Genomic DNA, 24,623 nt, shown 5'->3' with positions numbered 1-24,623 from the left:
GAAGGCGCGAGGTGATCAGGTACGCGATGACCGCCGGCGTCCCCGGCGGCCCTGCAGAAGACCGGGAGAACGCATGGCACAGCAGGTCACCGACCCACGAGCCGACCTCGGCCCGATCGACATCACCAAGCTCACCGGCTCCCATCTGGCGGGGCGTCCCGACTCGGCCCTGAAGTGGGCGCTGGCCGAGGTGGTGGATCCGCTGCGGTCGCCGTCCGCTCCCCGCAGCGGCTTCGACAACAAGCTCAGCGGCTGACCTGGCGACCGGAGCGGCCGGCCGGCCCGCCGGCCATTCGTGATCATTATTCTTCGTTCGGCCGATGACGATGTGACCGAGCCAGGGCGTACTACTCTGGTCGGACCAGAGTCTTCCCGTATTTCGGTTCGCCGACCGGGAGGTCCCGCGCGGAGGTCGTCCGGTGATCAACAATTCCGTAGCCGAAGGTCCATCCCCCTTTGTCGGTACCCGGCCCTTCGATATCGGTGACGATCACCTCTTTCACGGGCGCCGGACCGAGTCGCAGGAGGTCGCCCGGCTGTGGCGGGACCACCGGCTCACGGTGCTGTACGGCGGCGCCGGGGCCGGCAAGACCTCGCTGATCCGCGCCGGTGCGATGCCGCTGCTGCGGTCCCGGGGCGAGCGCGTGCTGCCGCTCGGCCTCCTCTGGCGCCGCAACGACGTACCGACCGCCGCGTTCCCCGACCAGAACCTGTTCACGCTGGCGCTGCTCTCGTCCTGGTATCCCGGTGAGTCGCCGCCCCAGACCGCCGGCCGGTCGATCCTGGACTTCCTGCGCCGGCACAGCAGCAACGATCGGTTCGGGCTGCCGGTACGGACGTTCGCCGCGATCGACCAGGCCGAGCTGCTGATCCGCGACACGGTCGCGCACCGGCACCAGCGCCGCCGGTTCCTCGGCCAGCTGGCCGAGGCGATGGACGCCGAGCCCAACCTGCATCTCCTGCTCGCCGTGCGCGAGGAGCATCTGGAGGAGGTCCGCGACCTCGCGCACCGCCTGGCCGCCGGCGGCGGCGCCGCGTACCCGCTCGGCGCCTTACAGCGCGACGCAGCCGTGGCGGCGGTACGGAGCCCGTTCGACGGTACGGGCCGCCGCGTCGATCGCGACACCGCCGAATCGCTGGTCGATGAGCTCCGTACGATCAGGACCCCTTGGACGCCCCAGGCGCGCCGCATCCCGTCGGTCTCCCCGGCCCTGCTGCAACTGGTATGCGCCCGCCTGTGGGCCGATTTTTCAGCCGAATCAGTTGAATCAGTCGAAGCTCCCACCGACGCTGCGTCCACAGGCGAAACCTCGGTTGCCGGCGCGCGCGCGGAAGACGCGGCTGGGGAGGACGCCGACGGGCAAGGGTTCGCCGCTGAGGTGGGCCGGGTGCTGGCCGAGTACTGCGGGCAGGCGCTGGCGACGGTGGCGGCCGACCATCGGAGGACACCGGCCGCGATCGCCGCATGGTTCCGGACGACGTTCGCCGAGCCGGTGATCGCCGAGCCGACGACCGGCGGCGGGGGCGGGGGTGGGGGTGGGCGCTCCGAGAGCCAGGAGGCCGAGGACATGCCCGGCGCGGTGCTGCGGGCCCTGGAGGATCTGCATCTGCTCAGGGCCGACCGCAGCTCCGGGACCTGCCGGTACGAGCTGCACCATCCGCGAATGACCGAGGCGATCCGGGCGCTCGCCGACCGGCTCGGACCCGTCCGCAGGCCCGCGCCGGCCGAACGGCTGCGAGTGGCCGAGCGCGCGCTCTGCGACGGAGCCACGGAACTGGCCAGGCAGCATGCCGAAGGGGTCATCCGCGCCTGCGGGAAGGACGATCTGCGCCTGCTCGCGGAGTCCAAGCGCCTGCTCGGCAACATCGCGTACGAGCGCGACCAGGCAGAGACCGCCGCCGAGTGCTACAGCGAGGCGGCCAACCTCTTCGAGGTGCTCCAGGACACCCGGGCCGTCGGCCTTCTCCTGGCGGCCTCCGCCAGGATCCTGATGAACGACAGCGCGGCCGAGGCCGTCCGCGAGTTGCGCATCGCCGCCAACCGGTCGCCCAACGATCCGGTCGTGCAGACGGTGCTGAGCCAGGCGCTCTGGCAGGCCGGCCAGTCCCGGGCGGCGCTCGCGGTGCTCGACGCGGTGCTGATGCGCGACGGTGACACGCTGGAGGCGCTGCGCACCCGGGGCGAGATCCTGGCCGATCTCGGGCAGGCGGAGCCGGCGCTGCGCGACCTGCGCCGCATCGACCACATGGACCGTCCGTCCACACGTGCCGCGTGGATGCTCGCGGAGACCTCGTGCGGCCCGCCCGCGACCACCGGCTTCGGCGGACCCGAGAGTGCCGGGTCCGGTGGGCCCGAGAGCGCGGGATCCGGTGGGCCCGAGAGCGCGGGGTCCGGTGGAGCCGAGAGCGCGGGGCCCGCCGTGCCCAATGGCGCCCCGCCCGGAGTCGCCGGATGGCGCGATGCGGACAAAGGGTTGGTCTCGGGCGTCGAGAGCGGGCCGGTGCTGCTCCGCATCGCGCGCACCCGGCGGCTGTGCGGGCAGGCGGAGGAGGCGGCCGGGCTCGCCGCGCGGGCGGTCGCGGCCAGGCGCCCGCCGCTGCCTCCGCAGCTGCACCAGGAGGCGCACCGGCTGATGAGCCCCGAACGGTCCGAGGGGACCTGACTCGCCGCGGTGCGCGAGTGAACTGGATGACCAGCGAAGATGTGCAGAATGTCAGATTTCTGGACTGCCTCGGCGATCCGCCGGCGGTCGAATGCGATCTGCCGATACGGCCGCCGCGAAACCATGAATGACGACGATTGAAGAGCGGCGGCCGGGGGATGTGGGAAGTGTGAACCCGCCGGGCGACGGGCCCACCACAGGGGTCGAACGAGTGGCGCACGACAAGCGCGATGACCCGGAGTGCCGTTCGTCCGACGATAGGTGAGCGCGGTGCGGCGCGATCCGGCGTGCCGTTTTCTCAAGCGGCCATGGGCGGCCGGAGTCTTCGATAGCATGCGCCTCGTGTGCGTGCGGCACCCGACCCGTTGCCCGGCTGAGCGCCAAAAGCGAATCTCAGCCTGCCGCGGGTCTTTAATTTTGCGACCGGCCCGTTCGATCGGTCCGCGGATTGCCGCCGTTGGTGATGCGTTGATCGAATACTGAACGTACTTCTGGGTGACCGTCACCGGCCTGGCGGACCTTACTGGCAGGTGAACTTGTCCATCGTTCAAGCGATAGTGCAGTAGCCGATGTCACGCCTTCCCTGGGAACGTGACTTCAGGTTGCTGTGGACCGGCTCGGTGGTCTCCCAGTTCGGTGCCATCGGCGCGGGTACGGCCAGCCCCCTGCTGGCCCTGTCGCTGAACGGATCGCCCGTGTCGGCCGGCTGGGTGACGGCCGCCAGCGCGCTGCCCGGCCTGCTGTTCCACCTGCCGGCGGGCTGGCTGGCGGACCGCACCGACCGGCGGATGATCATGTGGGTCAGCCAGACCGTCCGGTTCCTGGCGGCGGGCGTGTTCGTGCTCGGGTTCTGGCTGCTGGACGGGCCGCCCTGGCTGCTGGTGCTGGGGGTCACCGTGGCCGGGACGTGCGCCGCCTTCTACGGCATCGCAGAAAGTGCGGCAATTCGCGACATTGTCTATGGAATCGGACAGAATCCCCAAGAACAGCACCGGGAACTCGATACCGGACAGCGAACGCGGAACGGCGGCCATCCGGGCACACAGGGCCTTACGGCCGGCGAATCCGCCCGCGCCACCGGCCCCGAGCATGCGGGCCGGCGCCGCTCGGCGATGGCGAAACACGAGGCGCGGCACCACATCGCGCAGTTCGTCGGCCGGCCGCTCGGTGGCCTGCTGTTCGGTGCCGGGCATCTGCTGCCTTATCTCGTCGACGCGCTGACGGCCTTCTTCTCGCTGCGCATGATGGCCAAGATGCGTACCGGCGAATTCGATCCGCTTTACAGGGCCGGCAGGCGCCATTCGCGAAGTAGCCGGAAAAGGTTGTGCATTCGCAACCGCCGGAACGGTGATCCCGGCCTCGGTCATTCTATGCTGACCGTCGAACCGGGTGCCAGGAAAGCACACGGAAAAGTCAAGGACGGGCTGGCGCTGCTGGTCCGCGATCGCTTTCTCGCCACGGTCATCGTCGTCTGCGCCATCGCGAACTTCTTCTTCCAGATGATCGTCCTGCTCCTGGTCGTCTCGGCGGAGGAGCGCGGCATCTCCAGTTCGCTGACCGGGCTCTTCCTGGCCGCCTCGGGGGTCGGCGGGCTGATCGGCGCGGCCATCGCGCCGCGGTCGTTGCGCAGGCGCCGCCCCCGGACGATCCTCATCTGGTGCGTGTGGACCTGGCTGGTCCTGGTCGGGGTGGTGACGGTCGCCGACCATCCGATGGTCGGGCTGATCGCCTGGGGCGGGTGCAGCGTCATGGGTGCCCATGTGAACGTCGCGCTGGAGGTCCACAAGGGCGCCGAAGTACCGCGTGACCTGCAAGGACAGATCACCGGCATCACCCGGTTCGTGACCGGCGGGGCCGTCCCGCTCGGTGCCCTGAGCGGCGGCTACATCATCGCCGAGCTGTCCCCGGGCGCCACCGCCCTGCTCGCCACCTGGGTCATGGGGCTGCTGGCGGTGGCGGTGTCGATTCCCGTGCTGCGAGGAGTCGCCAGACGCCTGCAGGCGGGCACCCGGGTCCCTTCCCTGACCTTTCCGTCCCTTTCCCTTACCTGCCGCGCGCGGTTCGCCGCGGCCGCCGTCTTCATCGTGGTCGCCTGGCAATTGCCGTCCTCCGAGTGGCCGGATTCGCGCGCCGGTTCCGCATGGCACGCATATCCGGCCCGGGCGAAGGACGTCCTCGGCATGCCCGCCGCCGAGCTTCCGCGGGCGGCACAAGCGCTGCCCGCGTTACCCGAGCGCCTTGCGCGGCACGTCCACTCAGCGTTACCCGGGCCTTTTGCGTTGCCCGCGCCGACCGGTTTATCCGTGCCGCCCGCGCTGCCCGTCCTGCCGGCCGCGACCGCCGCACGGGTTTCCGTTTTGTGTCTCGCGACACCACCCGGATGCGCGAGGTATGGCTTAATGCCGGTGGAACGCCGGAGTACGGGCGTTCCGGCCGAGGGCGGCGGCGGCCAGATCCGGTCACCACCCGGGAGGGTGCTCGCCGCTCCCGGATGATCGGTGGAGGCGGGGCAGCCGACCGTCCTGCCTGCTGACGGACGGAGACTTCGGAGCATGGGAGGATGACCAGGGCACTGGACGACGATGCTATGAGTCGGCTGGTCACCGCGCTGATGCGGATCGACGGGATGCGCGTGCGTACCACCCGTGACCTCTGCATCTCGGTGCTGGAACGGGGCCTCGGGCACCGGCTGCCGCTGGTCCGGCACGAGCAGGACCTGTACGACGTGTGGCAGCTGGTCGATGCCTGCCTGGCCTATCCCGGCGGCGTCCACATGCTCGTCGAGGCCGTCGAGAACTTCCACCAGGGCAGCCGCCCGATGCTCGCCGCCCGCGCCGTCGTCGAGGAGCTGCTGCCCGAGCCGCTGCTGCGCCCGCCCGAGCGGCGCGAGCTGTACCAGCTGGTGCTGTCCCTGGAGAACCAGGGCATGAACGCGGTCTACTTCGGTGCGCTTCCGGCGCTCTACCGGCACGCGGTCGGCCCGGTCGGCCCGCCGCTGGGCGGTACGGTGCGCGGCGTCCAGGATGTCATCGCATGCCTGGAGGAGGCACCGCTCGACATGGCGGGCGTGCCGCCGCTGCTGGTCTTCGTCAACGATCTCGCCGAGTACGCCAAGGGAGCCCCGGCGACGGCGACCGCGCTGGCCGAATGGACGAGCCGGGTCGCCGAACGCTTCGGGCTCGACCTGGAAGGACTGCGGCGGCTGCGGCGCGGCGAGCCGCTGCCCGCCGGGCTCGGCCCAGGGGCGGGTGCGGGCGGACGCGACACGTACCTGGTCATCGAGTGCCGGCCCGACGGGGCGGACTTCGACCGGTTCCTGGTCACCGCGTGGCTGCAGTTCGCCGGCGAGCCGGGGATCATGCTGCGCTGCGACGAGGAGCCGCAGCCGCTCGGCCGGCTGCCGGCCCTGGTGGAGGCGCTGCTGGTCGAGGACAGCCGGGTGGTGAGCCGGGACAACCCGGATCTGACCATCGAGTTCGTGCTGCCGCGCGGGCTGCTGAACCAGCCGTTCGACCAGTTCAGGATCTCGGTGGCCGGCCTGCCGCGCCGGCTGGGCATCGAGTATCCGGTGGTGATGCGCAGCCTGGACCGGCTGCGCCATCAAGCGCTGCGGCACAACTGGCGGCGCAAATGGGAGCGGCTGCGCGACGATCCCGCGAACGCGACGGTGCGCTGGGTCGGCGCGCCGGGCGAGTACGACGACGAGCGGCTGTTCACGCTGCTGTCGGACCACGCGTCGGTCGGGCTGGCCATGGCGTTCCCGCCGCGCGGCGGGGAACCCGAGACCGTCGACGAGCTGTGGGTCGGGCTCCAGGCCGGTGCCCCCATCGTCGCCTGGTGCCGGGACGGCCGCGACCCGGACCGCTTCACCCGGGACGCCCGCGCCCTGCTCGACTCCGACCTGCTGTCGCTCCCCCAGAAGGTCCGCGAGCTGCGCCGCAAGGCGGTGCTGTCGCAGCACCCCGACGAACCCGGCCCCGACGAACCCGGCCCGGACGAGCGGCACGAGCCCGAGGAGCAAGAGCATCTCGGGCTGCATCTCGCGCTGGTCTTCGACGACGCCGACCGCGTCCCCGAGCCGTACGTGCGGCTCAAACCACCCGCCTGATCGCGATCCCAGGAGGCCCCCATGGTGTCACCCGACCTCGTACCCGACCTTCAGGCCGGCGGCGACTGGCGCGTCTACCGGGGCAACAGCGGGCCGCACGACGGCATCGACCGGCTGCCCGCGCCCCCGCCCTGGCGGCGGTTCGGCGACCACGACGCGTGGACCGCCGGCCCCCCGGTCGATCTTGAACGGGCCGTGTCGTACCGGGTGGACGCGCAGGTCGCCGACAAGGTCAACGCCGCGCTGCTGCTGCGGCGCCCGCTGCTGGTGACCGGGAAGCCGGGCTCGGGCAAGTCCACGCTCGCGCACAACATCGCCTACGAGCTGGGGCTCGGGCCGGTCCTGTACTGGGCGATCTCCAGCCGGACCACGCTGGGGCAGGGACTGTACGACTATGACGCGATCGGCCGGGTGCAGGAGGCCAACGTGCGGCGCGAGAGCGTCCCGGCGGGCGAGGCCGTGCCCGACATCGGGCGGTACATCCGGCTCGGACCGCTGGGGACCGCGCTGCTGCCCCGGCCGCGCCCCCGCGTGCTGCTGATCGACGAGCTCGACAAGAGCGACATCGATCTGCCCAACGACCTGCTGAACGTGCTGGAGGAGGGCCGGTTCCGCGTACCGGAGCTGGAACGGCTGCCCGAGGAGGGCCCGGTCGAGGTGATGACCGCCGACGAGGAGGGCCGGGCGGCGATCCGGCGCGGCCAGGTGCGCTGCTCGGACTTCCCGGTCGTGATCATCACCAGCAACGGCGAGCGCGAGTTCCCGCCGGCCTTCCTGCGCCGCTGCGTGCGGGTGGCGATCGAGCCGCCGTCCGGCGACCGGCTGGCCGACATCGTCGCGGCGCATCTGGGCGCGGAGGCGGGCGAGACCGGGCGGGCGCTGATCGACGAGTTCCTCGACCGGCGCAGGCGCGGCGGCGATCTGGCCACCGACCAGCTGCTGAACGCGATCTTCCTGGCCACCTCGGGCGCCCGGCCGCCGGAGACCACGCTGGAGCAGCTGGTGGACGCGATCATGCGGCCGCTGGACAGCACGGGCCCGGGATGATCACCCGGCTGATCGAGGCGCTGCGGGGACTGGATCCGCCGCCCTCGGTGGAGGAACTGGCGGACGCGCTCTGGCTCGCCGGTCACCTGCCCCCGGCCGGTGCGGGGCATGGCGTGCCGGCGGAGCAGGAGGCCGGGACCGGATCCGCCGCCGTTGGCCAGGAGGCCCGCGAGACCGGGTCCGCGGGCACCACCGACGAACGACCCGCGCCCTCGACTCCCGCGCAGGAAGCCGACAGGGACGTTCCGTCCGGCGAACGGCCCCAGGGAGAGCCGGAGCCCGCGCCACAGGCGGGCCTCTACCTTGCGGACAGGAACGGCACCACGTCCTTCCCCGTCCGCAGTCCGACACTTCCGGCCGTCCCGCGCGCGCTTGGGCTCGCGCGAGTGCTGCGACCACTGCGCATGTCCGTACCGTCCCCAACGCCGGGGTACCTGGACGAGGACGAGACGGCCCGCCGGTTCGCTGATACCGGCTTCTGGGAGCCGGTGTTGCGTCCGGCCGTCGAACGGCGTTTCGAGCTCGTCCTCGTCGTGGACGACTCCGCCTCCATGGCACTGTGGCGCCGTACCGCCGACGAGTTGCGGCTCCTGCTGGAACGGCTCGGGGCGTTCCGCGACGTACGGGTCCGTTACCTCGACACCGACTCCGAGAACCTCGTCCTGCGTACCGGATCGGCTCCGGCCACCGGGACGGTACGCGGTACGCACGATCCGGGTGGCCCCGCGCATCGCCGGATCGTCCTCGTCGTGAGCGACTGCATCGGAGCCGCCTGGCAGGACGGCCGGGCCGCCGCGCTCCTGGAACGGTGGGGCCGTTCCGGATCCGTCGCGATCGTCCAGCCGCTTCCGCAGCGGCTGTGGTGGCGGTGCGGTGCGGCGGTGGAGTTGGTACGGGTGAGCGCGCCCGCTCCAGGAGCGGCCAATTCCGCCCTGACGGTACGGATGCGGGAGCGTGGCGCGCGGGTCCCGCCCGGTGTGGCCGTACCGGTCATGGAGCTGGAGGAGCGCTGGCTGCGTCCCTGGGCGAGCATGATCGCCGGCTCGGGCCATGAGATCGCCGGAGCGGCGCTGTTCACCGGCCGTCCCGTCGCGGAGGGCGTCGCGGCGGACGTGCTGCCGGAGGTGCCGGTGAGCGATCCGCCGGACGCGCCCGCCGGGGAGATCTCCCCGCTGGCCCAGGTGCTGCGGTTCCGTACCTCGGCCTCACCGACGGCGTTCGAGCTGGCCGGATACCTGGCCGCCGCGCCGCTGCGGCTGCCGGTCATGCGGCTGGTCCAGCGCTCGATGCTGCCCCGGTCGACGCCAGCGCACCTGGCCGAGGTCTTCCTCGGCGGGCTGCTGCGCGTCGCGGCCGAGGGCGGGACACCTGACGAGGTCGCGTACGAGTTCCACGACGGTGTACGGGACGTACTGCTCGGGGGCCTGCGCCGGGACGAGGCGCTGCAGGTGCTCCGCGCGGTCTGGGACACGATCCGCGACAGGATCGGCTCGTCGCTCGACTTCCCCGCGCTGCTGGCCGCGGTCCGGCAGGACACCGGCGTCCTGCCCGTCGACCGGCCGTTCGCGCAGGTGGCGGCGCAGGTCCTGACGCGGCTCGGTGGCCGGTACGGGGAGATCGCCGAACGCATCACGGTCGCCGCCACCCGGCCCGGCGAAGGACTGCCGGCGAGCGGGTTCCGCGGCACGGGCAACGGCCGCGTACCGGAGGCGCGCGGGGACGCGCCGTCCCTCGCGGGCGGCGGCGTACCACCGCGCAACCGGCATTTCACCGGACGCGGCGAGCTGATGGAGGCGGTCGAGGAGGAGCTGCGCGGCGCGGTCACCGTACTGCTGCCGCCCCACGCGAGCGGGCCGGGCCCGGGCTGTGAGGGCAAGACGGAGATCGCCGTCGAGTACGTCCACGCGCATGCGGACGAGTACGACCTCGTGTGGTGGATCCCGGCGTCCGACACCGCGTCGGTACGGGCGGCGCTGCGCGACCTGGCCCGCCGGCTGGGGACGCCGGTGGGCGACGACATGCGGGTGACGGCGGAACGGGTGCTGCGCGCGCTGCCCGGGCTGGGGCGCCGCATGGGCACGCCGGGAAGCGGCGACATGCGCCTGACCGCCGACAGCGTGCTGCGTACGCTGCGGGACGGGGTACCGCTCGGCCGCTGGCTGCTCGTGTACGACGCCGCGTGCGATCCCGCCGAGCTCGTACCGCTGATGCCCGCTCCGGCGGCGTCGGGCGATGTGCTGGTCACCTCGCACGATCCGCGGTGGGAAGGGACGGCGACGGCCATCGAGGTGGGCGCCTTCGAGCGTCCGGAGAGCGTGGCGCTGCTCAGGCGCCGCGTACCGCGACTCCTGGACGCGGAGGCGGACCGGCTCGCCGCGCTTCTCGGCGATCTGCCGCCCGCGCTCGACCAGGCGGCCAGGTGGCTCGCGGCCTCCGGGGGCGACCTCGGCGAATACGTGCGTGCCTTCGAGGAACGGGCCGAGGACGGCGGCGCCCCGCACGCCACGGCGGCGAGCCTCAACCTCGATCGGCTCCGCGAGGAGCAGCCGGTCGCCGCCGGAATGCTGGACCTGTGGTCGTTCCTCGGCTCCGCGCCGGTGCCCGCGTGGCTGCTCGGAACGGACGACGCCGCCATCGTGGCCGGTATGCGGTGCGTCAGCCGGTACGGTGCGGGCCGTTTCGACGAGGACACCGACACGCTCCGGGTGCCGGCCGAGATCCGTGCACTGGTACGGGCCCGCCTGCCGGCCGATGCGCTCGGACGGCTGCGCGACGACGTGCACGCGCTCCTGGCCGCCGCGACGCCGGACGGAGGCCCGGACGACCCGGCGACGTGGGAGGCACGCGGGCTGATCCGCCCGCACATCGTCCCCTCAGAGATCATCGACGCGGGAAACGCGGAGGGCTCGGGCGGTGCGGACTCGGGCGGCGCGGAATCGCGCGGGATCGTCCTGGACCAGGCGCGTTTCCTGTGTGCCTCCGGCGAGTTCGACGGCGGCCGCCTTCTCTCGCAGGCCGCCATCGCGCGCTGGCAGGAGCGGTACGGCCCGGACGACCCGCTGGTCGCCGAGGCGCAGCGCGTACTGGCAACGGCACTGAGCGCACTCGGCCCGGACCAGCCGAGCCCCCTGCCCGCGGCCGACGGCGGTGGTGATGAGTTGAGGCTGCGGGGAGAGTTCGAGGCGGCGTACCGTTTCGACAGCGAAATCTGGCGGCGGATGCGGCAGCGCTACGGCGACGACGACCCGAACACCCTGCTGGCCGCCGCCGACGTCGGGACGGATCTGTGCCTGCTCGGCAAGTTCCATGAGGCGTACGCCGTGGACCTGGACGCGTTCCAACGGGCCCAGCGCCGGACTCCCCGCAGCGATGCCGAAGTGTTCCGTACGCGTCACCACCTCGCGCGCGACCTGCACGGGCTCGGCCGGTACGACGAGGCCCTGCGATGCCAGAACGCCGCGTTCGACGAACTGCGCGCATCGCTCCCGCCCGACGACGCCCTCGTCCTTCAGGCGAGAACGCAGCACGCCGCGACGCTACGCAAGACCGGTGATGTCGCGGAGGCCGTCCAACTGGCGGACGAATCGCTGCACGCTCATATCGCCGCGTTCGGACCGGAGCACCCCGCGACGCTTGCAGCCAGGATGACCGCGGCCATGGCGTGCACGGCCGCCGGTGACCCAGGCCCGGGACGGGTCCTCGCCGAAGAGGCCTGGGACGGGCTTCGCCACACGCTGGGAATCGACCACCCGCTCACGCACGCTTGCGCCGCCGGTCTCGGCATCATCCTGCGCGCGCTGGGCGACGTACAGACGGCACTGGAGACCGACCAGGTGGCCTGGACCGCGCTGTGCGAGCATCCCGGACCGGAGCATTACTACACGCTGTGCTGCACGAACGGCCTGGCGAACGACCTCTACCTGCTCGGCGAACTCGACGCGGCCTACGAACTCTCCGCCCATACGGCCGACGACTTCCGCGCCCGGCACGGGCCGGACCACCCGTACACGCTCGCCTGCGACCACAACCGCGACGTGATCGACCGCGTCGCGAACGGTTCCGCCGGTTCCGGTGGTGGCGGGGATCTACTCGAATGCGACATCGAACTGCTGCCACTATGAGCGAAGAGGTCGGCGCCCGCCCCGGTGTGGGAGGTGACATGTCAGGTTCCGCTCGCGAGGGATGGCACCCGTCGGGCCTGTGCTCGCAGTTCGTGTGCGACATCGCCGCGTTCGGCGACGGGAAACGTACCGACGACGTCCGCGCCCACGTCAGGAAGGCGTTGTACGGCGGGCTGGCCGAGAGCTTCGCCGCCGAAGGGATCCCCCTGGACGACTGCCATCACGAGGACCGCGGCGACGGCGTGATGGTCATCGTCCCGCCGCACTTCGACACCGCGCTGCTCATCACCACCGTCGTCACCCGGCTGCGCGCCGCCGTACGGAGGCACAACGCGTTCTCCAGCGAAGCGGCGCAGATGCGGCTGCGGGTCGCCGTCCACACCGGCGAGGCGCACTGGGACGGTACGGGCCTGGTCGGGGAGGCCGTGAACCACACGTTCCGGATCCTGGACGCCGGCGCGTTCAAGGACCTGCTGCGGGACTCGGGTGCCGACCTGGCGCTGATCGTGTCCCAGCGCGTGTACGACGACGTGGTCAGGCACGGGCGGGAACTGGTCGATCCGGGCGATTACCGGCAGATCGACGTCGAGGTGAAGGAGACGCAGACGACCGCCTGGGTATCCGTACCCGGCACGGGCTTGCCGAACACGGGCCTGCCTGCCGTCCCGAATTCCGGTGCGGTCGTGCCGTCGCCGCACCGGGTCCCGGACCGGGACGACGTCCCCTGGCTGCCGGGCGGCGAGGCGACGTCCAACGACATTCTGTTCGAGCTGGTCGACCACGCCCTGGAGATCCCGCAGATGGCGGCCGAGCGGAGCAGGGAGCGCGTGGTGAGCGCGCTGCCGCTGCAGATCAGGACCGTGATCCCGCGCTCGATGGACGCGCGCTCCGACACGTACGAGATCATCCGGACCTGCCTGGACTACCCGGGCGGCCTGCAGGAACTGCTGAGCGCGCTGCGCGGATTCGCCGGCGACTCGCTGGCGCTGGGCCGGCTGGAACGGGCGATCGCGCGGCTGCTGCTCGGCCCCTGACCGGCGACCGGCCGGCGACCGAGCGTGAACCGGGTGTTGCCCGACGCTCGAACGGGCCCCTAGGTTTACCTGATCGCGACAAATTCATTCCAGTCTGGTGACGTGGTGTCCGGTGGCGTACGCCGCCCGTCCGGGCACCACCGTGCAATGCGCCGGGGAGGAAACGAGTACCGGTTCGGAACGTTCCGGCCGGGACGTGCGATGGGCCGCCGATTGGGGATAAGGATCACATCCGCTGGACACGTGCGGTCGCGTACGGTCACGTGCCCTCCCGCGCCAGGAGCCGGAGAAGGACGAGGAGTATGCCGGAGGAACACGTGAAACCCGACCGACGGAACACCGACGAGGAGGTGCTGGGCACCTCCGGCGGTTCGCGGAGCAGGCCGCGGCCGCGGACCGACTGGGTCGTCTTCGGGGTGACGGCCGCGCTGACCCTCGCCTTCGTCGTCTGGGGCGGCCTCGCCACCGACTCGCTGGAGAGCGTGTCCACCTCGCTCCTGACCGGCACGATGCACAACTTCGGCTGGGCGTTCGTGCTCGCGGCCTCGGGGTTCGTGGTGTTCGCGCTGTGGCTGGCGTTCAGCCGGTACGGCAAGATCACGCTCGGCAAGGAGGGCGAGGAGGCCGAGTTCAGGACCGTGTCCTGGGTCGCGATGATGTTCAGCGCGGGGATGGGCATCGGGCTGATGTTCTACGGGGTGAACGAGCCGCTCACCCACTACGCCGAGCCGCCGCCCGGCACGTACGACACCGCCACCGCGGACAAGATCGAGACCTCGATGGCGACCACGCTGTTCCACTGGACGCTGCATCCGTGGTCGATCTACGCGGTGGTCGGGCTGGCGATCGCCTACAGCTGCTTCCGCCGCGGCCGGCGGCAGACGATCAGCGCGGTGTTCACCCCGCTGATCGGCGAGCGGCGCGCCAACGGCGGCGCCGGCAAGGTGATCGACATCCTGGCGATCTTCGCCACGCTGTTCGGCTCGGCCGCGTCGCTCGGCCTGGGCGCGCTGCAGATCGGCAGCGGTACCGAGGTGGTCGGCTGGTCGGACGGGGTGAGCAACGGCGTCCTGGTCCTCATCATCGCCGTGCTGACGCTGGCGTTCGTCGCCTCCGCCGTCTCCGGCATCGACAAGGGCATCCAGTGGCTGTCCAACACCAACATGGTGCTGGCGCTGATCCTGCTGCTGTTCATCTTCGCGTTCGGCCCGACCGTACAGATCCTGGACCTGCTGCCCACCTCGCTCGGCGCGTTCGTCGAGGACCTGCCGCAGATGGCGGGCCGTACCGAGGCCACGGCCGGCGAGAACATCGTCACCTGGCTGGCGGACTGGTCGGTCTTCTACTGGGCGTGGTGGATCTCCTGGACGCCGTTCGTCGGCATGTTCATCGCCCGGATCAGCCGGGGCCGTACCATCCGGCAGTTCGTCGGCGGCGTGATCCTGGTCCCGAGCGTCGTCAGCCTGGTCTGGTTCGCGGTGTTCGGCGGTACGGCGACGCGGCTGCAGTCCGAGGGCGCCAACCTGGTGACGCCCGAATCGACGCCGGAGGGACAGCTGTTCGCGGTGCTGCGCGAGTACCCGATCGCGGGCGTCACCACGCTGCTGGTCATGATCCTCGTCGGCATCTTCTTCGTCTCCGGAGCGGACGCGGCCTCGATCGTCATGGGCACGCTGTCGCAGCGCGGCACGCTGGAGCCGACCCGCGTCGTGGTGGTCGTCTGGGGTGTGCTGACCGGTGCGGTCGCCGCCATCATGCTGCTGCTGGGCGGCGGTGGCGACGCGGCGCTCACCGGGTTGAAGAATCTCACCATCCTGGCGGCCGTGCCGTTCATGATCGTGATGGCGTTCATGTGCGTGGCGCTGATGCGCGACCTGCGCACCGACCCGCTGATCCTGCGCGGTGAACGGGGCGAGGAGGCCGTCGAGTCGGCGGTCATCGCCGGCCACCACCTCTACGACGGCGACTTCGAGCTGGGCGTCGTCCCGAGCACCGCCAACGGAGCCACGGCGGCCCGGGACGACAGGGACGAGGGCGGCAGGGTGCCGATCTCCAAGGAGGACTGAACCCGCACGGCCCGTACGGAACGAGGAAGGGCGGCGGCTCAGCGGCGCCAGCAGGTGAACGAGACCGAGGCGCTGCCGCCCGGCGCGAACGAGACGCTGCCCGAGCCGCCGCCGCGGGCGTAGCAGCCGATGGACGGCCGTACGGTCACGGTCACCGTCGTCGACTTCCCGGCGGCCAGCGAGCCGCCGCCCGAGGCCGACACGCCGCGCCCGTCGACGGAGCTGACCGACCAGCGCACCGGGCCGCCGCGCGCGGTGAGCCGGACCGAGCAGCTGCCGCCGAGGCCCGCGACGCCGAGCCCCCGGCAGCCGGAGTCGCCGATCGCCAGGCGGCCGCGTTTCGCCACGGCGGGGCGGGCCTTCTTCCGCGGCTTCTTCTTCTCGGGCTTCTTCGTCTTCTCGGCCTCGGGGGACTTGGACGGGCTGGGGGCCGGCGGCGGGGCACTGGTCCTGGGCGCCGCGGCGATCCCCGCCGGGGGAGGCCCGTCGTCAGGCGACTGGGCGATGACGAGGAGCCCGGTGAGGACGACGGCCGCGGCCGTACCGGCGGCGAGGACGGTCAGCCTGGCGCGGTGCAGGCGGCCGAGGGCCACGGCTCCGGCCCGCTGGACGGCTCCGGACGCCCTGCTCGCGTTCGTCCCCGCACTGCGGCTCGCAAGCGTGGGAGCCGAGCCGACCGCGCTGACGACCGGCGCGCCGAGATGCCCGTCCGCGTCCGGCTCCGACCGTGCCGCATCGGGTCGTGCCGCATCGGGTCGTTCCGGCTCGGGCGCGGGAGGGACCGGCGTCGGCACGACCCGTTCCAGGGAACCTTCCAGGGCCGCCGCCGTCATGAACTCCACCGAGGCGTCGGGACGGCCCGGCCCGCTCACCATGAGAGCGAACTCCCGGATGGGGACGTTGTGGCGGAGCGCCCGCGTCACGGCCTCCTGCTCCAGGCCGGTGGCGGCTCCCACGGTGGCCAGGTGCTTCACCGGTTCCTCGGGGCGGACGCCGAGACGGCCCAGGCACTCGTCCCTTACGAGGGCGTACAGCCAGCCCCGGAAGCGGTCTGGGCCAGGAACGGCGCCCGGATCGTCGCTGCCGGTGGTGAGCGCGGCGCGGACGCATTCGACGGCCAGTTCACGGTCGCCGAGCAGGACGTCGGCGTATTCGAACAGGTGCGGGCCGTACACGTTGTAGACGTGCCCGACCGCGCCGGGGCGCCGGGCCCGCAGGTCGTCGGCCAAGCGGCGATCGTCACCATGGGCGGGGTCTGGGTGTTGCGTCACCGATCCTCCAGCGAACCGTGCGGCCCGGGCGGGCGCATTCGAACCCGCGCGAACGGGTCCATGCGAACGAGCGAAAGGATGGCCGGGAGAAGGCCGATTATCGCGGAGCCGCCCACGGAGTACTGTGCCGCGAACACAGGGATTGACGAGGATCTTTATCAGCGGGCTGATAGAACTCACCCGCCCCCGCGTGCCTCACCGGCGGACCGTCCGGGAGGCGTGCCGGCACGCGCACAACGGCGCATCCGTGCCCGGTACGGCCCCGTCCCAGCAGCGGCCGCGCTGCGGTCCTTTCAGGAGATGAAAGACGGGCCCGTGGCCTGAGCCATTATTTTGCGAGCCCGGGCGGTCGGCGCCGAGGGCATTTCCGCGACCCCTGGGTACGGGAGTGGTGGGTCACACCAGAGCGGCACAGGGTTTCTTCCGGACACCATCGGGAAACCTTGATCGTAGACGGGGAATGGAGGGTGCCATGGAGGTCGTGATCGAGATGACCTTGCCCCGGGACGCGGAGAGCGCGCCACTGGTGCGACATACGCTCGACGCATCGCTGCGGGGTTTGGGAGTGGCCTCCGATATACGTGCCGACATCGCACTGGCATTGGGCGAGGCCTGCGCGAACGTCATCCAGCACGCGGAATCCAGCAAGGAGTACGAGGTCCGCGCGCAGTTCGACGGGATGAAGTGCGTCATCGACGTCATCGACGGCGGCGGGTCCGGTGACGCGGCGGTTTGGAAACGGGGACACCGGCCCCTTCCGGTCGCGGAGAGCGGACGGGGGATCCAGCTCATGAGAGCGTTCACCGAGGACCTGGACATTTCAGATCGCGCTGACCGGAACGGCGCGATCGTTCATTTTGAGAAGTCTTTGGCGGACTAACGGGATTAAGACCAGTATCGATGCCGGCCGCCTACGCCGGCATCGGGAAGGTGCGGCCGTTGCCTTCGGGGGCTGCCGATGCTGCTTCGTGGAATTGGGTGAGACCCCACAGCAGCGCGGCCCGCGCGGGGGACGACATCGTGGCGAGCACGCGCGCCAGTTCTTCGCGGCGCCGCAGCCGGAGCCGGTCCAGGAGTGCCTGGCCCTCGGCGGTCAGCCGTACCGTGACCTCACGTCGGTCGCGGCCGGGATCGCGCAGCAGCAGCCCGCCGGCCTCCAGCCGGTCGCAGAGCCGGCTGGCCGAGGACACCAGCGCGCCCAGCTCGGTCGCCAGGCTGCTGACGTTGACCGCCCCCTGCTCCAGGACGAAGAGCGCCCGCAGCTGGGTCGCCGGGATCGGCACGTCGGAGGCGTGGTGAGCGCGCGCCCACACGTTCATCAAGCTGATCGCCGCCTCGTCCAGCGTGGCGGCCGACTCAGCGGCGGCTCCCTGCCCCGGCGTGGCGACCATGTTCTCCACTGTTACACACCGCGTCGGCCGCGGCACCTCCCCCTCCGCATCGCTCTCGCCCGGCCCCTTTCGATTCCACGAGAGTGACCATGAGCCCGGGATCGGTACCGGCGGGGCCCTCCCGGCCGCTCCGGCCCTGCCTGATCCAGGCCGTTGTTGCTTACCTGGCGGTGAGGTAATGCCGCCGACCGGTGATACGGGCGGGACCGAAGTTATTGAGTGGAAGGGGGTTACGAGGGGTGCCTTCGGGAATGCACGGGGGCGACGCGGAGGGAGTGGTTCTGGATGCCGCAGGGGGCGGTGCCGGCGCCGATGCGATCGAGAGGGGAATCCGTCCCCGCGGGCGGGATCGTTCTGGCGCCCTGGCAGGTACTGCGTTTCGGCGGAGAACTCGACTGCGTACGGGCGGCGAGCCTGCGCGGGGCCATCGATGAGGCGCTGGGGGCACGAGATCGGCCCCGGCTCGCGATCGATCTCGGGGACGTCTCTTTCTGCGATTCCGCCGGACTGTCGGTGCTGGTCCATGCGGCCAAGAAAGTGCGGGAACGCGGCGGCACATTGCTGCTGCCCCGCGCGTCCAGGCAGGTCAGGATGCTGATCGAGCGTTGCGGGCTGCAACGCCTGTTCACTCTTCCGTGATGCGTCCTTCCCTGAACCGTCCGCTGCCACCCGGCGGTGCGGGCCCGGTCGTCAACGGCCTCGGAGTGATCAAGCGCTGCGGGCCGATCGCTGCGCGGCCCGCTGTTCCACCTTCTTTTTCGCGGCGGCCTGGCGGGCCCGGTTGAAGCTGTCGCGGACGCGGGCGGCGCCGCGCGACGCGGTGGCGGTATCGAGGGATCTTCCCGCGTATTCCGCCAGTACCTCGGCGACCGGTGGCGGGGTCCAATCCTCGCGCACGAGTATTGGTTCGCGAACGGGGACCGGTGGATCACCCGCCGCCGGTTCGGGCCCGCCCGCCGCGGCCACGAGCGCGAGATGCGTGCGGCAGTGCGGGCACTGCAACCCCGAATGGGAGTCTCTGCTCATACCACGAATGATTCCCCAAGGGTCTGACAATTCATCCGTGTCACCCGTGGCTATCGAAGAACGGGAGCGTTCACTCGTCCGTTCGGCCGGTACGGCGCTCCCGTTTTCCGCGGGCGATCTCCGTGTCGAGCGCGTCCAGCCGCTGGCTCCAGAAGCCGCGGTAGCGCTCCAGCCACTGGTCGATCTCGCGCAGCGGGGCGGGGTCCACCGAGTACAGGCGGCGGGTGCCCACCGGCCGGACCGCGGTGAAGCCGTTCTCGCGCAGGACCCGCAGGTGCTGCGACACGCCCGGCTGGGAGATGCCGAACTCCTCCTGGACCACGGCGCTGATCTCCCCGGCGGCACGCTCGCCGCCGGCGAGCAGCTCCAGGATCCGGCGCCGGACCGGGTCCCCGAGAACGTCGAAGGCGTGCATGACCCCATTTTTCCAGTGTTGGCTTATATAAGCAAAGGCTAAAATTTGGACGAGAGAGGCGCCGGGCACGGCGGTCCGCGAGGCCGCCGGGGGCGGTGGCCGGGCCGGCCGGCCACGCGGCGGGCACCGGCCCGCCCGGATCCGGAGTGATCATTGGGAACCGCGGGCATGATCCGCGTGTCTGACCGAAGGTGGAAACACCGCTGTCATGGTCGTTCGACCGCTGTTCATCTGGACCAGGGATTATTACCTCTATGAGCGTCACTCCCGGACATATCCCTCACGGTGCGGAAGCACTGCCCGACGGCCGGTTCCTGGATCGCGAGGAGAGCTGGCTCCGCTTCAACCAGCGTGTCCTGGAGCTGGCCGAGGATCCACGGCTGCCGCTGCTGGAACGCGTGCGGTTCCTGTCGATCTTCGCCACCAACCTGGACGAGTTCTTCATGGTGCGGGTGGCGGGCCTGGCCCGCCGGATGGCCACCGGCCTCGCGGTCCAGTCGGCCAGCGGCCGGCAGCCCCGCGAGGTGCTGGAACGCACCGCCGCCGTGGCCCGCGAGCTGTCCCTGCGGCATGCCGCGTGCTTCCGCGACGACCTGCGCCCGGCCCTCGTCAAGGAGGGCGTCGAGCTGCTGCGCTGGGCCGATCTGGCCGAGACCGAGCGGGAACGGATGCGCCGGCTCTTCCGCGACCGGATCTACCCGGTGCTGACCCCGCTGGTGGTCGACTCCGCGCACCCGTTCCCCTACATCTCCGGGCTCTCGCTCAACCTCGCGGTGATCGTCCGCGACCCTGAGACCGACGCCACGATGTTCGCGCGGGTCAAGGTGCCCCCGGTGCTGCCCCGCTTCCTGGAGGCCTCTCCGCACCGGTTCACGCCCCTGGAGGACGTGATCGCGGCGCATCTGGACCAGCTGTTCGTGGGCATGGAGGTCCTCGAGCACCACGCGTTCCGGGTCACCCGCAACCAGGACCTGGAGATCGACGACGACATCAGCGAGGGGCTGCTGCAGGCGCTGGAGCGCGAGCTGCTGCGCCGCCGGTTCGGCCCGGTGGTCCGGCTGGAGGTCGAGGACTCGATCTCCCCCGGGGTACTGGAGCTGCTGACCACCGAGCTGGCCATGCAGGAGCGGCAGATCTACCGGGTGGACGGCCCGCTCGACCTGGCCGGACTGTCGGCCATCGCCGATCTCGACCGGCCGGAGCTGAAGTACCCGCCGTTCGTCCCGTCCAAGGAGGCGCTCCCGGACGACGCCGACCTGTTCGCCGCGATCCGCGAGCGCGACGTGCTGGTGCACCACCCGTACGACTCGTTCACCACCACCGTGCAGCGGCTGATCGAGGAGGCGGCGACCGATCCGCGCGTCCTGGCGATCAAGCAGACGCTCTACCGGACCAGCGGCGACTCGCCGGTCGTCGACGCGCTGATCGACGCGGCCGAGGCGGGCAAGCAGGTCGTCGTGGTGGTGGAGTTGAAGGCCAGGTTCGACGAGCGGGCCAACATCGCCTGGGCGCGCAAGCTGGAGCAGGCCGGCTGCCACGTGGTGTACGGGTTCGTCGGGCTCAAGACGCACTGCAAGCTCGCCCTGGTCGTCCGGGAGGAGGCCGACGGGTCGCTGCGCCGCTACTGCCACATCGGCACCGGCAACTACCACCCCAAGACCGCCCGGCTCTACGAGGACTTCGGGCTGCTGACCGCCGACCGCACCGTGGGTGAAGACGTCAGCGCCCTGTTCAACCATCTGACCGGCTACTCCCGGCAGAGCACGTTCACCCGCCTGCTGGTGGCACCGCAGAGCCTGCGGCCCGGCCTGGTGGAACGGATCGAGCAGGAGGTCGAGCACTGCCGCGCCGGGCGTGCGGCCCGGATCCGGATCAAGTGCAACTCGCTGGTCGACGAGGTCATCATCGACGCGCTCTACCGGGCCGCGCAGGAGGGCGTGCCGGTGGACATCTGGGTACGCGGCATATGCGCGCTGCGGCCCGGCATCCCCGGCCTGTCGGAGACCATCCGGGTCCGCAGCGTCCTCGGCCGCTTCCTGGAGCACTCCCGGGTGTTCGCGTTCGAGAACGGCGGCGAGCCGGAGGTCTGGCTCGGCAGCGCCGACCTCATGCACCGCAACCTCGACCGGCGGGTGGAGGCCCTGGTCAGGGTGGCCGACAAGGGGCATCTCGCCCAGCTGCTGGAGCTGCTCGACCTGGCGATGGACGACGGCACCGAGACCTGGTGGCTGGAGGGCGACGGCACCTGGACGCGCCGTTCGGCGATGACCGACGAGCCGCTGCTCGACATCCAGAGCCATCTGGTCAAGAGCAGGCGCTGGAGGACCGTTGAGAGCTGATCCGGGCCCGGCGGGAGATCCCGGGCCGATCCGCGCGGCCGGCGCGGTGCTGTGGCGGGACGGGGCGGGGCCCGGCGAGCCCGAGGTGGCGCTGGTCCACCGGCCCAAGTACGACGACTGGTCGTTCCCCAAGGGCAAGGTCGACAGCGGCGAGCATGTGCTGCGCGCGGTCATCCGGGAGGTCGAGGAGGAGGCCGGGATCGTCGCCCGGCTGGGGCGCCGCCTGCCGTCGGTCACCTATCCCATGGCCGACCGGACCAAGCGCATCGACTACTGGGCCGCCCACTGCGTCGCCCCCTCCACCGAGCACTCCGTACCGAACGGCGAGGTCGACCGGCTCGACTGGCTCACGGTCGCCGAGGCCGAGGAGCGGCTCTCCTACCCGCACGACGTCGACCTGCTGCGCGAGTTCGCCGCCGGGCCGTCGCACACCTGGCCGCTGGTGATCCTGCGGCACGGCTCGGCCGGCGAGAAGGGGCAGTGGACCGAGCCCGACGAACTGCGCCCGCTGGACGGGCAGGGCCGTGCGGAGGCGGTCACGCTGTCCGCGCTGCTGCGCGCGTACGGGCCGTCCCGCCCCATCAGCTCGGCGACCGCGCGCTGCCTCGACACCGTGCTGCCGTTCGCGCGCGCGATGGACGCCACCGTCACGACCGACGCCGCGTTCACCGTCGGCGAGACCGACGCCGAGCGGGCCTGCGACCGGCTCCTGGAGCTGGCCGACGGCGGCGTCCCCGCGATCATCTGCACGCACGGCGAGGTCGTGGCCGAGCTCATCACCGGGCTGTGCCGCCGGCTGGGCGAGAAGGTGCCCGACGAGCCGTCGCTGCGCAAGGGATCGTTCTGGGTCGCACACCTCTCCGCCGCCGAGAGCGGCGCACTGACCATCGCCGCCCTCGAACGCCACTGTCCCTAGCCGCTACTCGAACGCTGCGTTAGTCGAACACGGGTGCCTGGAGTGACGCCCAGGTGCCTTCCAGGCGGGCCAGGGCCGCTTCGGCTTCGCACAGCTCGATGCCGTACAGGACGCCCAGGCTGAACGCGTCGGCGGTGTCGCGGGCGCGGGCGGAGGCGCCCTTGAGGTGCACGCTGGCGATCACGCCGTCCTGGTAGCCGCCGAGGACCTCCTGCAGCCGCTTGGCGCTCCTGACGACCCGGGTGGCGGGCTCACCGAGCACCGCGACCGCGACCTCCGCCGCGTACCGGGCCCGCTTGGCGTCCTTGCGGGTGTCGTGCCGCGCGATCTCGGGGTCGTCGGAGGTCCCGATCGCGTCGTACGAGGCCGCGAGCCGTTCCCACGCCCGGACGACCATCCGGGGCAGCTCACCGGACGCGGCGCGCCCGGCCCGCCTGGTCAGCGGCGGGTCCGCGACCAGCGCTTCGAGAGCGTCCAGCAGCGCGTAGTAGCGCGGCTCCTTCAGCGTCGCGTTGAGCCGCCGGTACGCGGCGCTCTCCTGGCGGGCCAGCTCCGCGAGCCACGCGGGCTGCCCGATGCCGGTCAGGCCCTCGACCCGTTCGGTGAAGCGCATCCGCAGCACCTCAAGGTCGCGGACCTCGCCGAGCGCGTCCGCCAGCCACTTCAGCTCCGGCCGCAGCGGATCGGTCTTCTCCCGGTCCAGGAGGGGCCGGTAGCTCTGCAGGACGCTGCGGATCCGGCGGGTGGCCACGCGCATCCGGTGCACGGCGTCGAACTCCGCCAGCCGCGCCTTCGGGTCGTACGCGAGCAGCGCCTGCACCTGCGCGGCGAGGTAGGCGACGACGGCGTCACCGGCGGTCGGCACGATCTCCTCGGCGGCCACCTTCACCCGGGCCCGCTCCACGATCTCCTTGGACGTGGGGCGCGCGATCTCGCCGTTCAGCAGCCGGCCCAGCTTGGACGACGACGCGGCCCGGCGCGCGCCGGCCTTGCGCAGCCGCTTGCCCGCCGCCTTCAGCAGGTCGCGGTCGCCCTCGGCCAGCTCGACCTCGATCTCGCGCCAGGCGTCGCCGCCCGCCCCGGCACCGGTGCCGGCCTCATCGGCCTCGGCGGCGGTTTCGGCCTCGGCGGCCAGGACCCGTCCGAGCACCGCGTCGTCGGCCACCTCGGCGAGCACCCCGCCCGCCGCGTCCAGCAGCGTGAACACCGTGCGGTCGGTCTCCAGGGTGGCGACCGGCCGCAGCGGCTCGCCGCGCGTGTACGCGGCGACGAGCGCGGCCAGCCGGCCCGGCACGACCTGGGCCCGGCCGAGCGGCGCGTGCAGCTCGTTCTTGCTGTCGGGTCCGGCCGGGATCTTCAGATGCCAGCCCGCGTCGCTCCCGCCGCGGCGCCGCCGCAGCGTGATCCCGTGCGCGGCCAGCCGCAGATCGGCGGTGTCGAAGTACGTGGCGTGCAGCCGGTGGATCTCCGGAACGCCGACGCCCGCCACCCCCGGCAAGGCGGACAGCTCGGGGACGGTGAAATCGGCGGCGGCGTCGTACTTGCGCTCGATCTCGACATGCTTCACGGCCACGGTACGGCTCCTCCTACACGCAACGGCGCTGGTTATCACACCCGTATGACCAGCATTCCACGGCACGGTGAACAGAAATAGAGAAGATGCCGACGACCTGGCGAAGGGCGGCCCTGGAGGGGCCGCCGGGACGCTAGCGAGCGCCCGTTTGCTCCCCGGCCTGCAGGGGATACTTCATCCCCATATGGGACGGACGGAAGCCGATCTTCTGGTAGAAGCGGACCGCCTCGGGGCGCTGCCGGTCGGTGGTGAGCTGCACCACCCGGCAGCCGCGCTCGCGGGCCCGCTCGATGGCCCAGCCGACCAGGACCTGGCCGATGCCCCCGCCCCGGTGCTCGGCGGCGATCCGCACGCCCTCGATCTGGGCGCGCTCGCCGCCGGTGTAGGTCAGCCCGGGAATGTAGGTGAGCTGCAGCGTGCCGGCGATGGCCCCGTCGACCTCCGCCACGATGATGGCGTTGTTGGGGTCCTTGTCGATGGCGTCGAACGCGTCGAAGTAGGCGCCCGGGATCACCTCGCCCGGGGACTCGCGGGTGGCGCCCAGGGGATCGTCGGCCAGCAGCCGGACGATCACGGGGACGTCCGCCCGGGTCGCCTCGCGAAAGGTCACTTCTTGATCACGCCGCACGTCACCCAGGTTATCCGGCCGTATC

At 71.6% G+C, this 24,623-nt stretch carries 18 protein-coding genes; 12 read left to right on the top strand and 6 right to left on the bottom strand.

The genetic code is table 11. The features are described from left to right. Positions 1-73: 73 nt before the first annotated feature. From ACH34Q_RS42560 to ACH34Q_RS42525, 8 genes are all read left to right on the top strand, one after another. Complete coding sequence (locus ACH34Q_RS42560) at positions 74-256, top strand: hypothetical protein (protein ID WP_395988909.1); 183 nt, start codon at positions 74-76, stop codon at positions 254-256. A gap of 163 nt (positions 257-419) precedes the next feature. Then, positions 420-2,663 (top strand): tetratricopeptide repeat protein, encoded by a 2,244-nt coding sequence (locus ACH34Q_RS42555; RefSeq protein WP_395988908.1) that lies wholly within the window; start codon positions 420-422, stop codon positions 2,661-2,663. A gap of 569 nt (positions 2,664-3,232) precedes the next feature. Continuing rightward, positions 3,233-5,158, top strand: a complete 1,926-nt coding sequence (locus tag ACH34Q_RS42550) for an MFS transporter (RefSeq protein WP_395988907.1) — start codon at positions 3,233-3,235, stop codon at positions 5,156-5,158. Positions 5,159-5,250: 92 nt separating this feature from the next. After that, a complete protein-coding gene (locus ACH34Q_RS42545) occupies positions 5,251-6,771 on the top strand; it encodes a hypothetical protein (protein WP_395988906.1) in 1,521 nt (506 codons plus the stop codon). 21 nt (positions 6,772-6,792) lie between these two features. Next, positions 6,793-7,818 (top strand): AAA family ATPase, encoded by a 1,026-nt coding sequence (locus ACH34Q_RS42540; protein ID WP_395988905.1) that lies wholly within the window; start codon positions 6,793-6,795, stop codon positions 7,816-7,818. Further along, positions 7,815-11,939: an SAV_2336 N-terminal domain-related protein gene (locus ACH34Q_RS42535; protein ID WP_395988904.1), complete on the top strand. Its 4,125-nt coding sequence runs from the start codon at positions 7,815-7,817 to the stop codon at positions 11,937-11,939. Before ACH34Q_RS42540 ends, ACH34Q_RS42535 begins: the two co-directional genes overlap by 4 nt. Positions 11,940-11,977: 38 nt before the next feature. After that, entirely contained in the window at positions 11,978-12,973 is a 996-nt protein-coding gene (locus ACH34Q_RS42530) for a hypothetical protein (protein WP_395988903.1), read from the top strand. Between the two features lie 317 nt (positions 12,974-13,290). Further along, on the top strand, positions 13,291-15,039 hold the full coding sequence (locus ACH34Q_RS42525) for a BCCT family transporter (protein WP_395988902.1): 1,749 nt from the start codon (positions 13,291-13,293) through the stop codon (positions 15,037-15,039). Positions 15,040-15,077: 38 nt separating this feature from the next. On the opposite strand, the gene ACH34Q_RS42520 is transcribed toward ACH34Q_RS42525, so the two are convergent. Next, positions 15,078-16,268, bottom strand: a complete 1,191-nt coding sequence (locus tag ACH34Q_RS42520) for a hypothetical protein (protein ID WP_395988901.1) — start codon at positions 16,266-16,268, stop codon at positions 15,078-15,080. A 514-nt stretch (positions 16,269-16,782) separates the two neighbouring features. Here ACH34Q_RS42520 and ACH34Q_RS42515 point away from each other — a divergent pair. Then, entirely contained in the window at positions 16,783-17,190 is a 408-nt protein-coding gene (locus ACH34Q_RS42515) for an ATP-binding protein (protein WP_395988900.1), read from the top strand. 31 nt (positions 17,191-17,221) lie between these two features. On the opposite strand, the gene ACH34Q_RS42510 is transcribed toward ACH34Q_RS42515, so the two are convergent. Continuing rightward, on the bottom strand, positions 17,222-17,701 hold the full coding sequence (locus ACH34Q_RS42510; RefSeq protein WP_395988899.1) for a MarR family winged helix-turn-helix transcriptional regulator: 480 nt from the start codon (positions 17,699-17,701) through the stop codon (positions 17,222-17,224). A 285-nt stretch (positions 17,702-17,986) separates the two neighbouring features. On the opposite strand from ACH34Q_RS42510, the gene ACH34Q_RS42505 reads away from it, so the two are divergent. After that, positions 17,987-18,340 (top strand): STAS domain-containing protein, encoded by a 354-nt coding sequence (locus tag ACH34Q_RS42505; protein WP_395988898.1) that lies wholly within the window; start codon positions 17,987-17,989, stop codon positions 18,338-18,340. 69 nt (positions 18,341-18,409) lie between these two features. On the opposite strand, the gene ACH34Q_RS42500 is transcribed toward ACH34Q_RS42505, so the two are convergent. Both ACH34Q_RS42500 and ACH34Q_RS42495 read right to left on the bottom strand, forming a co-directional pair. Beyond that, positions 18,410-18,727, bottom strand: a complete 318-nt coding sequence (locus ACH34Q_RS42500; RefSeq protein WP_395988897.1) for a hypothetical protein — start codon at positions 18,725-18,727, stop codon at positions 18,410-18,412. A gap of 70 nt (positions 18,728-18,797) precedes the next feature. Continuing rightward, positions 18,798-19,142 carry an ArsR/SmtB family transcription factor gene (locus ACH34Q_RS42495; RefSeq protein WP_395988896.1) on the bottom strand — a complete coding sequence of 115 codons (345 nt, stop codon included), beginning with the start codon at positions 19,140-19,142 and terminating at the stop codon, positions 18,798-18,800. Positions 19,143-19,396: 254 nt separating this feature from the next. Between ACH34Q_RS42495 and ACH34Q_RS42490 the strand changes: the two genes are divergently transcribed. Together ACH34Q_RS42490 and ACH34Q_RS42485 are read left to right on the top strand one after the other, a co-directional pair. Next, positions 19,397-21,481 (top strand): RNA degradosome polyphosphate kinase, encoded by a 2,085-nt coding sequence (locus tag ACH34Q_RS42490; protein WP_395988895.1) that lies wholly within the window; start codon positions 19,397-19,399, stop codon positions 21,479-21,481. Continuing rightward, a complete protein-coding gene (locus ACH34Q_RS42485; protein WP_395988894.1) occupies positions 21,471-22,397 on the top strand; it encodes an NUDIX domain-containing protein in 927 nt (308 codons plus the stop codon). The genes ACH34Q_RS42490 and ACH34Q_RS42485 overlap by 11 nt, the downstream gene beginning before the upstream one ends. 19 nt (positions 22,398-22,416) lie before the next feature. Here ACH34Q_RS42485 and ACH34Q_RS42480 read toward each other — a convergent pair whose 3' ends face one another. Together ACH34Q_RS42480 and ACH34Q_RS42475 are read right to left on the bottom strand one after the other, a co-directional pair. Continuing rightward, on the bottom strand, positions 22,417-23,970 hold the full coding sequence (locus tag ACH34Q_RS42480) for a CHAD domain-containing protein (protein ID WP_395988893.1): 1,554 nt from the start codon (positions 23,968-23,970) through the stop codon (positions 22,417-22,419). Positions 23,971-24,103: 133 nt separating this feature from the next. Then, the gene (locus tag ACH34Q_RS42475) at positions 24,104-24,580 is read right to left on the bottom strand and encodes a GNAT family N-acetyltransferase (RefSeq protein ID WP_395988934.1); all 477 of its coding nucleotides are present in this window, start codon (positions 24,578-24,580) and stop codon (positions 24,104-24,106) included. Between the last annotated feature and the right edge of the window lie 43 nt (positions 24,581-24,623).

Source organism: Actinomadura sp. 9N407 (assembly GCF_044326315.1).
Lineage (GTDB): Bacteria > Actinomycetota > Actinomycetes > Streptosporangiales > Streptosporangiaceae > Spirillospora.
The sequence above is the reverse complement of the archived record's forward strand: the minus strand, read 5'-3'. Positions and strand labels throughout refer to the sequence as shown.